The following is a 15,229-nucleotide window of genomic DNA, read 5'->3' as shown; positions in this document are numbered from 1 at the left end:
CGCACTTTATGATTTTTAGGAAGTGCATAGCTTGAGGCTATGGAGGGAGTAGGGCAATAACATAAAAGAGGTAGGAGGTTTCATTACCTCATCCCTGGTATCCGCTGGCAGCGGACTTGCTCGCGATCCAGTCGAGGTTGTCGGCTTGATCGCGAGCAACAGGTATTCCTCAGGCGTTGGTCATGCCCCGAGTCATGCGCAAGGCCAGCAGGCTGCCGCCTACAATCACCGCAGCCAGCATGTACAGCGCCACATCGGTCGAGCCGGTCGCATCTTTGACGAACCCCACCAGGTAGGGGCTGAGGAAGCCCGCCATCTGGCCCATCGAGTTGATCAGCGCCAGGCCACCGGCAGCCGCGCCTGCGCTGAGCAGGGCGGTCGGCACTGGCCAGAACATGGGCAGGCCGGTCAATGCCCCCATGGTCGCGATGGTCAGGCCGAGAATGGCAATGGCCGGTTGCGTGGCGAAATTGACGGCAATGATCAAGCCGATCGCGCCCATCAGCATGGGCACTACCAGGTGCCAGCGACGCTCTTTACGCAAGTCGGCAGAGCGCCCCACCAACAGCATGAACACAGCCGCAAGCAGGTAAGGAATCGCGCTGATCCAGCCAATTACCAGTGCGTCGCTGAAGCCCAGATTCTTGATGATCGACGGCAGCCAGAAGTTGATCGCGTACACGCCGCTCTGAATGCAGAAGTAGATCAGGCCAAACGCCCAAATCGCCGGGTTCTTGAACACGGCCAGCAATGAGTCGGACACCGTAGAAGGGCGGTTGGCAGCGTCCTGGCGGTGGTCAGCCTCCAGCACGGCACGCTCGTGGGCGCTCAGCCATTTGGCATTGGCAAAGCTGTCGCTCAGCAGGAAGATCGCCAGCGCGCCGAGCAATACGGTCGGAATCCCTTGCAGCAGGAACATCCACTGCCAGCCAGCAAGGCCGCCCTGGCCAGCCGCGAAATGGCTCAGGATCCAACCGGAGAAAGGCCCGCCCAGCAAGCCCGACACCGGTATGGCGGACATGAACAAGGCCATGATGCGGCCGCGGCGGAAGGTCGGGAACCACTGCGAGAGGTACAACACCACGCCTGGGAAGAAGCCCGCTTCAGCGGCACCGGTAAACAGGCGCAAGGTGTAGAACTGGGTTGGCGTGGTCACGAACATCAAGCAGGTCGACAGCAGGCCCCAGGTGATCATCATCACCGCAATCCAACGTCGCGGACCGAATCGGGTCAGGGCCAGGTTGCTCGGTACACCGCACAACACATAGCCGATAAAGAAGATTCCCGCGCCCAGCCCGTAGACAGTCTCGCTGAATTGCAGCGCATCGAGCATCTGCAGTTTGGCAAATCCAACGTTTACCCGGTCGAGGTAGTTGAACAAGTAGCAGATGAAGATAAAGGGGATCAGGCGCAGCGTTATGCGCTTGTAGATAGCGTTTTTATCGTCATCGCTGATCAGCGATGCGTTGGCGCTCTGTGACATCTTTTGTCTCTCTTTATTATGATTTTTCACGATCCGAGGTTAACGTTGATCGCTGCATGAGTCTCGGTCACCTCGGCGTTGCTGTCTTTGTGCTACTGCACAGCATTTCGGCGCGCCACCTGTGCCCATGAACAAATGTTTCCAAGGATAGTCACCCCATGTTTGAACTGGATCATGATCTGGCGCAGGACATCGTTGATCGAGCGATGGCCATCTTGCCGTACAACGTAAACGTGATGGACAGCCAAGGCCTGATTCTAGGCAGCGGTGAACCGGAGCGCATCAATACACGGCACGAAGGTGCGCAACTGGTGCTGGCCAACGGACGGGTGGTCGAAATCGACGCACAAACGGCCAAGCACCTCAAAGGGGTGCAACCGGGGATCAATCTGCCGCTACTGCTTGACGAGCGCTTGATAGGTGTACTCGGGTTGACCGGTGAGCCGGAGTTGCTGCGCACCTATGCCGAACTGGTACGCATGACCGCCGAAATGCTGGTAGGCCAACGTCACCAACAGGCGGAGCAGCAATGGCGGCGCCAGCGCTGTGATGACCTGGTGGCGTTGTTGCTCAGCGATGCAGGTGACTCCCCGCGCCTGATTGATGAAGCCCAACAGTTGGGGCTCAAACCCCAGTTGTCACGGATTCCCTACCTGTTTGAACTGAGCGCCGGGCAAAACGCCGAAGCCTTGAGTACCTGGCTGCAATCACGTTATCCGGACAGTTGGTGCGTGACCCCGGCAACCGGTTCTTTGCTGTGGTGCCGGCCTGCAACCATTGCGTTGGATGACCTGCGCCTGCTGGAGCGCCTCGATGGGTTGGGCTGGAAAGTCCCTCGCGTGGCTGCTGGCGGCCAGGCCGATGGGCTCAAAGGCTTGCGCCGTTGTTACCGGCGGGTCGCTGACCTGCTGGCGTATGGGCGCGATGTGTTGCCGCACACACGATTATTGACCCTCAATCGCTACCGTCTGCCGGTCATGCTCTGGCGTCATCGCAATGATGATGCCCTTGAAGAGCTGCTCGGGCCGTTGCACAAGGTCGTCGCCAAAGACAATAACGGCCAACTAATCTCCACCCTTCGCAGTTGGTGCGAGCATGACGGCCAGAGCCAGCCATGTGCCGATGCGCTGGGCATACACCGCAATAGCCTGCGCTACCGCATGGAGCGCATCGCCGAATTGAGTGGCGTTGATCCGCTGAGCCTGAATGGCATGCTGGCGCTCTACCTTGGAGTGCAGTTGCTGCCCCACAGTTAGCCGGCTGCGCCGCTGATTGTAAAAATGAACAACAAACCCTGTGATTGCTTGTGCACCAGACCGGCGTGTTTGCAGCTGATTACTGGCAGCATGGAAGGCATAAGAACTGGAGATTCGCCCATGAAAATCGTGATTGCCCCCGACTCGTTCAAAGACAGCCTGAGTGCCGAAAAAGTCGCCGATGCCATTGCTGCCGGTTTGAGCGATGTACTGCCTGATGCGCAGTTGATCACGTGTCCTATGGCCGATGGTGGCGAAGGGACCGTCGACGCCATTGTCGCTGCCGGTAACGGTCAACTGCGGGTTAATCGGGTGCAAGGCCCGCTGGGCCAACCGGTTGAGGCCAACTGGGGCTGGCTGCCAGACAGTCACACGGCAATCATTGAAATGGCCGAGGCCAGCGGGTTGCAGTTGCTTGCTCGCGACCAGCGCGATGCTTGCCTGAGCAGCACATACGGCACCGGTGAACTGATCAAGGCAGCTTTGGAGGCCGGGGCCCGGCGGATCATCCTGGCCATCGGTGGCAGTGCCACTAACGACGCAGGAGCCGGGGCCTTGCAGGCACTGGGCCTGGGCCTGATCGATGAACACGGCCAGGCATTGGCACGAGGTGGCCTGGCACTGGCCAAGGTGGCGCGCATCGATCTTGCCGGTCTGGACCCGCGTTTGGCTGAAGTGCGTTTTGAAATTGCCGCCGACGTGAACAACCCGTTGTGCGGCGAACATGGCGCCTCAGCCATTTTTGGCCCGCAGAAAGGCGCGTCCCCCGAACAAGTGCGCTTGCTGGACCAGGCCCTGGGGCATTTTGCCGATCACTGCGCCAAGGTCTTGCCCAAGGATGTGCGTGATGAGCCGGGTTCGGGTGCTGCCGGCGGGCTTGGGTTCGCCGCCAAAGCGTTTTTGGGAGCACAATTTCGTGCAGGTGTTGAGGTCGTCGCGGAACTGGTCGGCCTGGCGGAAGCGGTGCAGGGGGCCGATCTGGTGATTACCGGAGAAGGACGTTTTGATGCGCAAACCTTGCGGGGCAAAACCCCGTTCGGCGTGGCGCGTATCGCCCAGAGCCAGGGTGTGCCGGTACTGGTGCTGGCCGGTACATTGGGCGAGGGCTATCAGGCGCTGTACGCGCATGGAATCCATGCCGCCTTTGCTTTGACCAGTGGCCCCATGAGCCTGGAAGACGCCTGCACCCAGGCCGCACAATTGCTCACCGACCGTGCGCGGGACATCGCCCGCGTGCTGATGCTGAAAACGCCTATGCACCATGAATAATCCGCAGGCTGCGATCTTTTGATTATTAAAAGATCGTAGCCTGCGGCGGCTCCTACAGGTTCGACGCCAGAATCGTGTAAGCTGTGCGGTCTTTTGCATTCGACCCTTTGCGAGCCCTATGCCATCGCTTTTCAAACGCTCCTTACTGCCTAAACTGCGCAGTTTTCCGTTGTCCGCCGATGCGTTCAGCATCCTTCCCAGTGCTGCCGAGTTCCGCCGTAGTCTGCTGGAACACATTGCTGGCGCTCGCCATCGCATCACGTTGGTGGCCTTGTACCTGCAACAGGATGAGGCCGGTCAGGAAATTCTCGATGCCTTGCATGCCGCCAAAGCCGCACGTCCCGAGCTGGAAATTGCGGTTGTGGTCGATTGGTTGCGGGCGCAGCGCGGGCTGATCGGGGCGGGCAAGCAACCCGGCAATGCGGCCTGGTATCAGGCGCAAACCGCAGCCCACGACACGCAAGTACCGATTTACGGTGTCCCGGTGCAAACCCGCGAACTGTTCGGAGTCTTGCACCTCAAGGGCTTCATTGTTGATGACTGTGTGATCTACAGCGGCGCCAGCCTTAACAACGTGTATCTGCACAAGCTGGACAAGTATCGCTTTGACCGTTATCACGTGCTCAATAACAAAGCGCTGGCTGACGCGATGCAGCGTTTTGTTCATCAGGATCTGATTCAAGCCAAGGCCGTGCACCGCCTGGACCTGCCTTCGCTGCCGACCACCCGCAGCTTGCGCAGTGCCATTGGCAATTTGCGTAGCCATCTGAAAAAAGCCAGTTACGACACCACCGAAGGCACGGTTGGGCACTTTGGCCTATCGGTCAGCCCGCTGCTGGGCGTGGGTAAGAACAACCCGCTCAATCGGGTGGTCTGTGAGTTGATTGCCAGCAGTCAGCAACAACTGACTATTTGCACGCCGTATTTCAACTTGCCACTGCCCGTGACCCGCGAGATCAACCGCGCGCTGGAACGTGGGGTAAAGATCGACATCGTGGTGGGCGACAAGACGGCCAACGACTTCTATATCCCGCCGAGCGAACCGTTCAAAGTGATCGCCGCGTTGCCTTACCTGTATGAACTGAGCCTGCGCCGTTTTGCCAAAAGCCATCAGCGCATGATCGACAGCGGCCTGTTGAACCTGCACCTGTGGCGTGACGGTGACAACACCTATCACCTCAAGGGCATGTGGGTCGACGATCGCTACACTTTGCTGACCGGCAACAACCTGAACCCGCGAGCGTTCCGCCTTGACCTGGAAAACGGCCTGCTGATCGACGATCCGCGTCGCGAGTTGCTCGAGCCACGGCGTAAAGAGCTGGAATCGATTTTCGCCCACACCCAACGCATCGAGCACTTCAAACACCTCGAAACCCTGACCGACTACCCACCAGCAGTGGCCAAATTCCTGCGCCGGGTCAGCCGGGTCCGGATCGAGCGTCTGTTGTACAGGATTCTTTGAATTCAGCTGCTAACCACGAGCTACAAGCCTAGCGGCTTGCAGCTTGCCACTAGAAGCTCCCGCCGACGGCGGGAATATAAGCGACGTTCAACACATCATGGTGATGCAGTACGCGGTCACCATTGTTCATTTTGCTGCTGACTACTTGATGATCCGCACTCAAGTAGCTCAAGGGAAGCGGGTCCCCACTGTGCTGTTGGGCGAAGATCAGTGTTCGTTGCGGATCAAAGTGCTGGCCGCTGGTTTTATCCAGCCATGCAAACAGGGCGGCGCTGTCACCTTGGCGGGGATAATCCTGATCCTCGCTCACAAAATAAAACGGCTGGTTGTCGTTCTGCACATAAAAAGGCAGTTTGTTGTCGACTTCTATCATGACCATCCGCCAGTCGTCCCACGGTGCTTGTGCGCTGGCCTGCGCTTGAACGTCTTTGCCAAACTGAATTACGCCACCGCCGCCGTTGAGCCACGGTGATAGCACTCCGAACACTACTATCAGCAAGCTGGCACTCAGCCCGAAACCTATTTTCCAGCCACGGCCCAGTTTTGTTTGGCGCTGTTGCAGGTGTCGCGTCACCCACCAGGCGGCCAGTAGCTGGGCAAATGGCACCAACGGCAGCACGTAATAACTGCGTCGACTGCCGCTGGCCGTAAAGAACGCAAACACCAGCACCAAGCCCCAGACCAGCCAGCGGCTATTGGGCTCGATATGTCGCCAATTGCGAATGGCCACCCACAAGCCGATCATCCACAACGGCGCCCACGGCAGGGTGTAGACGGGTAAATAAATCAGATAGGTGTAAATCGGCCCCAGATTGTCGAAAGGGGCAAAAAAGCGCACCACGTTTTCACGCAGCACCAGACCTAATCCACTCTCGCCGTAGTTTGCCGCGCCATACAGGTGCGAGAGTGCAAAAGGGCTGAGGTACACCATCAAGGCAATAACCAGCGCGAGAAACAGCCGGAAATTCAAGTGGCGCTTCCAGCGTTGCTCAGTGAGGAGGTGGGGCAGCAACACCAGGCCCGGCAATATAAAGCCGATCAGCCCTTTGAACAGAGAGGTGAGGGCCAGTAACAGGAAGAACACACAGTACCGGCTAAAACGTGTGTCTTCAGGGCCTCGCCAATACCACCAGACGGCCGCCAACAGCCCGCATACGGTCAATATGTCGGCGGTCGCCACTCGCCCCCAGAACACAAAGTAGAAAGTGGTGATCAGCATCCACCCGGCAATTAGCCCCGTGTCTTTGTTGAACAATCGTTCGCCGATCAGATAAATCAGCCAGACACTGAGCCATGCGCAAATGGCAAAAGGCAGTCGTAATGACCAGTGGTTCAATTCGCCGAGCACCGAGGCCGTAGCAGTGATCAACCAATAGGATGGCAAGGGCTTGTCGTAATAGGCCGAGCCTTTGAGGTAAGGGTCCAGGTAATCGCCGCTTTGCAGCATTTGTAGCGCGATATTGGCCCAGCGGGTTTCAGGCCCCCAAACTTCGCGCGCGCCCAAGCCCAGCAAGAGCATGACTGCTGACACTGACAATAAAATCAACAATGCCCGATGTTGCGTGATCCAGCGTTTTATAGCCGTCATTCAAGAGGTGACCTGAGGGGAAACATAAAGCGCCCGGCAGCCTGCGAGTGCGCATCTTTCGTCTGTTTTATGAATGTTATCCATACCCACCTTTCGCTGAGCTGAATCGGTGTCGAGACGCTCACGGTGAGCACGTTAAAAAGGGGTGGGTGAAGCGAGTGTGAAAAAAACATGCACCGAATCATAACGTGCTTGCTGGATGTATTTTTCTGCTCTGAATTTGAGAAACTTCACACCGCTTTATCAGGGTTGAGCCGAAGATTGACTAACAGCCTGTATTGACTGGGTCGAGGCCCTGGCGTGAGTCGATTTGTCGCACCGCGCCCGCGCTGCCCGAGTTTGCTGGCGTTGGGCGTTTAGACGCACCACAACGGGGCGTGCCTGCCGTGCGACAGGGGCATGAGAGTGGTAGATTCAGCGTCTATGAAACGCGTTGATCCCACAGCAATCGTGTGCAAGCGGTTAGTGGCACTGCCATTGATCGAATAATGCGCACACCTGCGCTGATCGCGCAGGGCAAGGGTCCGGCTTGAAGAGCCCGGCCGCTTAAAGGAACCTGACATGAATGCATTACTGACTCGCCGCCATGTAGTAGCCGGTCTTGGCTTGCTCAGTCTCGGCTTGCTCGCCGGCTGTGATCCGGGCAGTGGTCTGTCGTACAAGTACGGCAAAGACCTGAGTAACGAGATTCTGGGCCGCAAATTCAAGCTACGGGATGCTCAAGGCAACGAGATGATGCTCGGCAGCTTTCGCGGAATGATGCCGATGATTTTCTTCGGCTTCACCCAATGTCCGGCAGTCTGCCCGACCGCATTGGCCCGTGCTGCGCAAATCAAGAAAATGATGGGCCCGGACGGTGATCGCCTGCAGGTGGTGTTCATCACCCTGGACCCGGAGCGCGATACCCCGAAAATGCTTGATGCTTACGTTAAAGCCTTCGACCCAAGTTTTATCGCGCTGTCCGGCAACCTTGAAGAAACCGCGGCCACGGCCAAGGAGTTCAAGGTGTTCTACGAAAAGATCCCGACCGGATCGTCATACACCTTGTCGCACACGGCCACCAGCTTCGTGTTTGATACACGTGGTGTGCTGCGCTTGGGCTTGTCGCCATCACTGACGGCCAAGCAGTGCACTGAAGACCTGCTGACGGTGATGTCGGTCTGCTGATCTCCGCTTCCTTTGAAAGAGCCCGCCTAATGAAAACTATAAATCGCTTGATGTTGCTGTCGTTACTGGGTCTGAGCCTTAACGTTTCTGCACAGACCGTTATCGATGATGCCTGGGTGCGTGCGACGGTTCCTGGTCAGCACTCTTCCGGTGCTTTCATGCATATCACTGCAAGCACTGACAGCAAACTGGTTGAAGTCAAATCCCCGGTGGCCAAGACCGTGGAAATTCATGAATCGACCATGAAAAACGACGTCATGAGCATGCAGGCCGTTCCTTTTGTGGCGTTGCCAGCGGGCAAGACCGTGAACATCGAACCTGAGGGTTATCACGTGATGCTGATGGACCTGGTCGGCCAGGTCAAAGACGGTGATCAAGTCCCGCTGACGCTGATTGTGGAAGATGCCAAGGGCACTAAAGAGTCGATTGAGGTCAAGGCTCAGGCGCGTGCGTTGAACACCATGCCTATGGAAATGGACATGCATGATCACGGCGCAGCGCACTGATAGAACCTCAGAAGCTGTAGACATTGCATAAAGCTGCGATCTCAAAATCTGGATCGCAGCCCTGCAAACGCGTCATTCAATCGGTTATTGCCTTCAAAACCTGCCAGTCAGCGGGTATTCCACAGCCAGTCGAATCTGGTCAGCGTCCAGCTCTGCCTGCGCAGCATTGCCGCGATGCACGTTATAGCGCAACGAAAGCGTCGTCCCCTTGGCAGTACCGCTCTGCACCACATAACGCGCTTCAAGATCGCGTTCCCAATGCTTGCCGCCCTTGCCATAGCCCAGGTAGGCATAACCCCCTTTTGGGTCTACATGCGTGCCGTTGATCTGGCTGCCGCGAACATAGGCCGCACTGAACATCAGACCCGGCAGATTCCAGGGCGACATGTCGAGGTCGTACCGGGCTTGCCACGATTGCTCGTTGGGCGCATTGAAGTCAGATAGCTGCACTGCGTTGCTGATGAAAATGGCGCCACGGGTCACATAGTCGAAGGGCGTATCCCCGTGCACCTTCTGATACCCCAGACTGAAACTGTGCGGACCTTGAGCGTAGGTACTCATCAGGCTCCAGGTGGTGTTGTCGATGTCGCCCGATAACGCCTTGCCTTGATCTGTGGTGCGGTACAGGTTGAAGTTAAAGCTCAGCGAGCGGTTTTCATCGATGGGTTGACTGAAAAGGGCACCCGCATATTGCTGGTTCCAGGTGTCCTGATAGCGCGAGGTATAGAGGCTGGTACTCAGCTGTTTGGTCGGGGTGAATACCACGCCGGCCAGGTCGAAAGCGTCACCTTTGGGGCCGTTAGAGTAGTTCACCACAAACTCCTGGTTGTGGCTGCTGGCGTTGCGGTCGGTGCTCCCGGTGAAGTGGCCGCCGACCATTTTCAGGGTGCTGAACTCATTGCTGGTAATGAATAATCCCGTTGCGGTTTCTGGCAGCAAACGGCTGTCGGATGAGCTGAACACCGGGGTCTTTACCCGCTGTTCGCCATACGAAACGACGGTGTCGGACATGCGTAGCTTGAGCGCTGCGCCCCCTCGGCCGTAGTCGTCCTTGGGGTACCCCTCATTGTCCAGCCCCAGCAAACGTGCCTTGCCCGCACGACCGCCGCCGCTGTCGAGTTTTACGCCCAGATAGGCGTGGGCATCTACACCGACACCGATAAGACCCTGAGTAAATCCGGACTGGAAAGTACCCATCAAACCGTAAGCCCATTCTTCGGCATAGCGGTTACGCTCGGATCTAGGTTTGTAAGCATTGCGTGCGCTGCTGTTGCTGGCACCGTGCTGGTAATCGCGACGGTCGTAGACCGTGCGGTTGAGCACGCTCCACGTACTGTCTTCGATAAAACCATTGGCTCGCGACTGCGCGGAATCCGCCAGGGCCATGGGGCTGGCCAAGGCCAGCAAAAAGACTGAGCGACCCGGTATCAAGGTCATTGCGTAACCTGCCTGGCCAAAGCGGCGTTCATGCGGTCCAGCGCGCGCTTGGGCAGGGTCGCTGGGAGTTGTACCGTTTGTGGCGCAGGCTCACCCACTTGAATCAGCATCACCATCCCCATGGCCAGATGGGGCGTGCACTGAACGCCGTATAAGCCGGGAACAGTGAACGTCTGCTCGAACGTCTGATCGATCATGCTGATGAAGGTTTGCGCGCCTTCGGGCCAGAGCGAGGGCAGGCTTGCGGCGTTATGACCACTTTGCGTGGGCACAAATCGGACCGTGTCGCCGGGGGCAATCTGCAGGTAATCCGGCTCGTAGACCATTCCAGCCTTGGCGCTACGCGTGAGCATCTTCACTTCGTAAGTCTGGGCCAGGGCGGATGAGCCGATCAGGGCAGTGGTCAGGAATAAAGTCAGGGATGAAATGCGCATGTCGGGATATCCATAAAGTCTGAGGCCAAAACGGGGGCTGGCGGCATGTTAGAGCAACAGGCCGCGCTTGAGAGGCAATCCCCCTATCAGAAGTATTTCAGCCAAGAAATATCTCGGCGCCGCGCCTTGAGGGCAGCAAACCAGCGCACCGGCAGGTACAGCGCTGCCGCCAACACGATGGCTGTCAGCCACACGGCAGCCATGCCGTCATAGCCGAAGTAAGCGCCTTGGTTCAAGCCAAACACCCCCACGCAGGCCAGGTAAATGACCTTGAGTACATACAGGTGCAGCAGGTAGAAGAACATCGGCGCTGCGCCGAATACTGCCAAGGTACGGATCCAGCGTTGCTGACCGGCACGCTCAAAGCCCAGCAACAACAGCAGGCCTACGCCCAGGTTAAGGGTCAGAAACAGCAATGAAGGCGGGTACTTGGTGATATTGAAGAAGCTCATCAGGGTTTGTGTGAAGTTGTTGTAGCTCGTCCATTGCGCTTCGCCATAGCCATTGAGCAAGCGCAGGGCTACAAACCCCAGCAAGGCGCCGGTGCCGGCCAATAGCAGATAGCGCTGGCGCAGGGCGGCTGAAGCCGAGCGGGCGAACCAGGGGCCGAGGCAATACCCCAGGGCAATCACCCCGATCCAGGGCAGTACCGGGTAAGAGGTGCGCAAACGCAGGTTCTGCGAAAATTCGATCCAGCCACGATCATGCAAAATGGCCCACGGCACATGCATCGCAGAGTCACTGGCAAAGTGCAGGTTGTCGAGCAGGTTATGCCCGGCGATGATCACCACGGCGACCAGAAACAGGGCAGGGCGAGGCAGCCAGACCAGCACTGCCAGGGCAATCATGCTTACGCCGATGGCCCAAATGACCTGCATGTAAATCACAGTGGGCGGGAACTGGAAGGTCCAGGCGAAGTTCACCAGCGTGAACTCCAGCACCACCAGAAACAGCCCGCGCTTGAACAAGAAGGCCGAAACGTCCCGAGTGCCTTGATATTTCTCGCCGTACAGATACGCCGACAAACCGGTCAGCAACACAAAGACCGGGGCGCACACGTGAGCAAGGGTGCGACTAAAAAACAGTACGGGTTCAGTAGCATCTATGTTCATTGGGTCGGCCACTTGGCGATGCAGAAAGAACGTTTCGCGCACGTGGTCGAGCAGCATGAAGAGAATGACAAGGCCCCTAAGGGCGTCAATGGATAACAGGCGTTGATTTGAGGGTGGGGCTTGGATTGCGTTTGGCATTTAAGGATCACAGGCAGGAATGTCATAAGAGGTTACTTTATAACGTTCCTCAGGCCTTGTAATCCATTTGAGACATATTCTCATCATTTAACTGGACGGTTGAGTCGTGAGAACGGGGTGATGATCAACCCGTTCTCGATGACTGGCCAGGGTTAAAGGCTTTGCTTCAGCGTCGCACCTTGACCCAGGCCATCAAGATCGCCGACGACAGCACACCTGCGAACATGAAGATGTACGCTGCGCCAGGATTACCCGTGAGGCCGATCAGGTAGCCGACGATCCATGAGCCGACAAAGGCGCCCAGGGCCCCGCAGGCGTTGATCAGGCCAATCGCACCGCCGAATACATTGCCTGGGAGGATTTCCGGGATCAGCGCAAAAAATGGCCCGTAGGGGGCGTAAAGTGCTGCACCGGCAATGCTCAACAGCCCGAATGACAACCAGAAATGCTCCGAGCCCAACCAATAAGAGCCCAGGAAAGCCAGTGCCCCCAGAGCCAGCAATGGCCAGACAAAGTGTTTGCGTTGCTGGGTTTTGTCCGATGCCCACGACACAGCCAGCATCGCCGCCACGGCAGCCACATAAGGCACGGCACTCAACCAACCGACGGTTACGATATCAGCCGCTGCCGCCTGTTTAATGATGCTGGGTAACCACATGATGAAGCCGTAAACGCCGATGCTCCATAGTGCGTGTACACAGCACAACTGAATCACCACCGGGCTGGTGAAGGCTTGCCGGTAATTACGCACCTGCTGCAAGCCTTTCTGCTCATCGGCAAGGGTGGCGGCCAGTTGAGTTTTTTCCTGCTGTGTCAGCCAACTGACCTGCTCTGGCTTGTCACGCGCCATGCGCCACCAGACGAAGGCCCAGAGCACGGCAGGTGCGCCTTCGATCACGAACATTTCGCGCCAGCCCCAGGCTTGAATCAGGTAGCCCGAGACCACCGACATCCACAGCACGGTGACCGGGTTGCCCAGCACCAAAAAAGTGTTCGCCCGTGATCGTTCCTTGCGAGTGAACCAATTGCTGATAAAGATCAGCATCGCCGGCATCACGGCGGCCTCGACAATTCCCAGTGACACCCGTATGAACATCAGCATCGGAATGTTGGTAACCAGCCCTGTGGCCATTGCACAAAAGCCCCACAGAATCAGGCTCCAGAACACCAGTTTGCGCACGCTGTACTTCTGCGCGTAAATCGCCCCCGGCACCTGGAAAAAGAAATACCCGAGGAAAAACAAGGCGCCGATCAACGATGACATGCCCTTGGTTATGCCCAGGTCATGCTCGATACCAGCGGCACTGGCGAAGCCATAGTTAGCCCGGTCCAGATAGGCCAGGCTGTAGGTGATGAAAATTACCGGAATCAGGTATAGCCAGCGTTTGGGTGCAAAACCTTTGGCTTTTGTCGGCTGCTCGGTGGCGCCCGTCAGCGGCAGTGTGTGTTCTTTAAGAGTGCTCATGGGGTTGCCCTTGTTATTGTTTTTTTAGTTGCAGGTTCAAACGACGCTGGTCAGGCCTCCATCGACAAACAGCGTTTGGCCGTTGACGAAGTCCGACGCCGAAGAAGCGAGGAACACGGCCGCCCCGCACAACTCTTCGACACGGCCCCAGCGACCCGCAGGCGTACGTTTGCATAACCATTCAGAGAACTCCTGGTTGTCCACCAGGGCTCGATTCATCTCGGTGGCAAAGTAGCCCGGTGCCAGGCCATTGGCCTGGATACCGTGCCTGGCCCATTCGGCGCACATGCCTTTGGTGAGCATTTTTACCGCGCCCTTGGAGGCGGCGTAGGGCGCAATGGTCGGGCGTGCGAGTTCACTTTGCACCGAACAGATATTGATAATCTTGCCGCGCCCACGGCCAATCATGTGCCGCGCTACGGCCTGGGAAACATGGAACACACCGTCAAGATTGACCCGCATCAGGTCGTGCCAGTCATTGGCGTCATAATCTTCCAACGGCGCCCGGCGCTGGATACCGGCGTTATTGACCAGAATGTCGATGGCACCTGTTTCGGCTTCAAAGGCATTGATTGCGTGGAGCAACTGTTCTCTTTGGGTAACGTCAAACACGGCGAACTCGGCTTTGAGCCCTTCATCACGTAATTGGCTGGAAACAGCGCGCGCTTTTTCAATATTGCGATCGTTGATTACCACGCTTGCACCGGCCGCACCCAACCCGCGTGCCAGCTCAAGACCAATGCCTTTGCCGGAACCGGTGATCAGGGCACGGCGGCCATCGAGTCGAAAACTGCTGAAATTGAATGACATGCTGAGCTCCAGATATGTACTCCCAGTAGGCGCGAGCTTGCTTCGCATTCTTTTGAGCGTTACAACGCTCAGGCGGGCCTACAGGGGTCGTGTTGTTTGCGCCACTTCACCGCAGGTCATTGCACGCGTCCAATCGTCATTGATGATCTCGTGATCAAAAACACTGATAAGCACTGCGGTGCGTGTATTTCATGTGGAGCTAACTGTTGGAAATCAAGCATTTACGATCATTTGTTGTCCTAGCACATGAGCTTCACTTCGGGCGCGCAGCGCAGCGTCTGTCCATTGTGCAACCGGCGTTGAGCATGCAAATCAAAATGCTTGAAGAGGAGCTGGGTGTGCGCCTGTTCGAGCGCAATCGGCATTCTGTTGTGCTGACGGAGGTGGGAGCGGTCTTCCTGCCCGAAGCCCAGGCGACCCTGCACCAGGCGGCCCATGCGCTGGATGTCGCGCGGGCCAGCGGGCGAGGGGAGATTGGTCGCGTGCGGTTTGGATTTGTCTCGTCGGTGCTACCAGCGTTTTTACCGAACCTGATCCGCGCCTTGCACGCACGCTTTCCGCGCATTGAGCTGGAACTCAAAGACATGCCTGGCCCGGATCAGGCCAACGCCTTGAAAAACGGTCAGCTCGACTTCGGCCTGATGCGCTTGCCAGCCGTGATCCCTGGCATTCAAACCCGTGAGGTTTTGCAGGAGAGCTTTGTGGTCGCACTGCCAAACGAACACCCGCTGGCAGCCCTTGAGCGTCTACCTGCTGCCGTCTTGGCGCACGTACCGGTGTTTATTCTGGCCCGACGTTACGCGCCCGGGTTTCACGACGCGCTGATGCAATCGTTACGCGGCCAGGGCGTGCAACTGCAGATCGGCTCGGAACTGGGCGAATTCACCACCATGCTTGCGCTTGTTTCTGCGGGATTGGGCGTCGGCTTGCTACCGGCCAACGCGGGGCGTGCGTTACCCGCCAATGTGATCTCACGGCCGCTGGATTTGGGCGGCTATACAGCCGCTACCGGTCTGGCCTGGGTGGACCTCAATAGCGCAGTGAAACAGACGGTGTTCAACCTGATCAGCGAGGTACTGGAAACCGAGGCCAAGGCGTAGAG

13 protein-coding genes are annotated in these 15,229 nt (G+C 57.5%); 6 read left to right on the top strand and 7 right to left on the bottom strand.

The window, feature by feature from the left end; genetic code table 11:
* Positions 1-169 precede the first annotated feature (169 nt).
* Complete coding sequence (locus NTD86_RS10635) at positions 170-1,483, bottom strand: MFS transporter (RefSeq protein WP_262202164.1); 1,314 nt, start codon at positions 1,481-1,483, stop codon at positions 170-172.
* A gap of 158 nt (positions 1,484-1,641) precedes the next feature.
* On the opposite strand from NTD86_RS10635, the gene NTD86_RS10630 reads away from it, so the two are divergent.
* The 3 genes from NTD86_RS10630 (at position 1,642) to pssA (ending at position 5,470) form a co-directional block, all read left to right on the top strand.
* Positions 1,642-2,739, top strand: coding sequence for a sugar diacid recognition domain-containing protein (locus tag NTD86_RS10630; protein WP_262202163.1), 1,098 nt, complete (start codon positions 1,642-1,644; stop codon positions 2,737-2,739).
* Positions 2,740-2,859: 120 nt separating this feature from the next.
* Positions 2,860-4,008, top strand: a complete 1,149-nt coding sequence (locus NTD86_RS10625; protein ID WP_262202162.1) for a glycerate kinase — start codon at positions 2,860-2,862, stop codon at positions 4,006-4,008.
* Positions 4,009-4,126: 118 nt separating this feature from the next.
* Entirely contained in the window at positions 4,127-5,470 is a 1,344-nt protein-coding gene (gene pssA, locus NTD86_RS10620; protein ID WP_262202161.1) for a CDP-diacylglycerol--serine O-phosphatidyltransferase, read from the top strand.
* 49 nt (positions 5,471-5,519) lie between these two features.
* Here pssA and NTD86_RS10615 read toward each other — a convergent pair whose 3' ends face one another.
* Positions 5,520-7,058: an ArnT family glycosyltransferase gene (locus NTD86_RS10615; RefSeq protein WP_262202159.1), complete on the bottom strand. Its 1,539-nt coding sequence runs from the start codon at positions 7,056-7,058 to the stop codon at positions 5,520-5,522.
* 561 nt (positions 7,059-7,619) lie between these two features.
* Between NTD86_RS10615 and NTD86_RS10610 the strand changes: the two genes are divergently transcribed.
* Positions 7,620-8,225, top strand: coding sequence for an SCO family protein (locus NTD86_RS10610; protein WP_262202158.1), 606 nt, complete (start codon positions 7,620-7,622; stop codon positions 8,223-8,225).
* A gap of 29 nt (positions 8,226-8,254) precedes the next feature.
* On the top strand, positions 8,255-8,731 hold the full coding sequence (locus NTD86_RS10605; RefSeq protein ID WP_262202157.1) for a copper chaperone PCu(A)C: 477 nt from the start codon (positions 8,255-8,257) through the stop codon (positions 8,729-8,731).
* A 93-nt stretch (positions 8,732-8,824) separates the two neighbouring features.
* On the opposite strand, the gene NTD86_RS10600 is transcribed toward NTD86_RS10605, so the two are convergent.
* From NTD86_RS10600 to NTD86_RS10580, 5 genes are all read right to left on the bottom strand, one after another.
* Positions 8,825-10,168: an OprD family porin gene (locus NTD86_RS10600; RefSeq protein WP_262202155.1), complete on the bottom strand. Its 1,344-nt coding sequence runs from the start codon at positions 10,166-10,168 to the stop codon at positions 8,825-8,827.
* The gene (locus NTD86_RS10595) at positions 10,165-10,602 is read right to left on the bottom strand and encodes a pseudoazurin (protein ID WP_262202154.1); all 438 of its coding nucleotides are present in this window, start codon (positions 10,600-10,602) and stop codon (positions 10,165-10,167) included. Before NTD86_RS10595 ends, NTD86_RS10600 begins: the two co-directional genes overlap by 4 nt.
* Before the next feature lie 86 nt (positions 10,603-10,688).
* On the bottom strand, positions 10,689-11,852 hold the full coding sequence (locus NTD86_RS10590) for a DUF1624 domain-containing protein (RefSeq protein WP_262202153.1): 1,164 nt from the start codon (positions 11,850-11,852) through the stop codon (positions 10,689-10,691).
* 166 nt (positions 11,853-12,018) lie between these two features.
* Positions 12,019-13,317: an MFS transporter gene (locus tag NTD86_RS10585; RefSeq protein ID WP_262202152.1), complete on the bottom strand. Its 1,299-nt coding sequence runs from the start codon at positions 13,315-13,317 to the stop codon at positions 12,019-12,021.
* 36 nt (positions 13,318-13,353) lie between these two features.
* Positions 13,354-14,127 carry an SDR family NAD(P)-dependent oxidoreductase gene (locus NTD86_RS10580; protein ID WP_262202151.1) on the bottom strand — a complete coding sequence of 258 codons (774 nt, stop codon included), beginning with the start codon at positions 14,125-14,127 and terminating at the stop codon, positions 13,354-13,356.
* Positions 14,128-14,333: 206 nt separating this feature from the next.
* On the opposite strand from NTD86_RS10580, the gene NTD86_RS10575 reads away from it, so the two are divergent.
* Positions 14,334-15,227: a LysR substrate-binding domain-containing protein gene (locus NTD86_RS10575; RefSeq protein ID WP_262202150.1), complete on the top strand. Its 894-nt coding sequence runs from the start codon at positions 14,334-14,336 to the stop codon at positions 15,225-15,227.
* The last annotated feature ends 2 nt before the right edge of the window (positions 15,228-15,229 follow it).

The organism is Pseudomonas sp. 7P_10.2_Bac1, from assembly GCF_025465935.1.
Classification (GTDB): domain Bacteria; phylum Pseudomonadota; class Gammaproteobacteria; order Pseudomonadales; family Pseudomonadaceae; genus Aquipseudomonas.
This window is presented reverse-complemented; position numbering and strand designations above follow the sequence as displayed.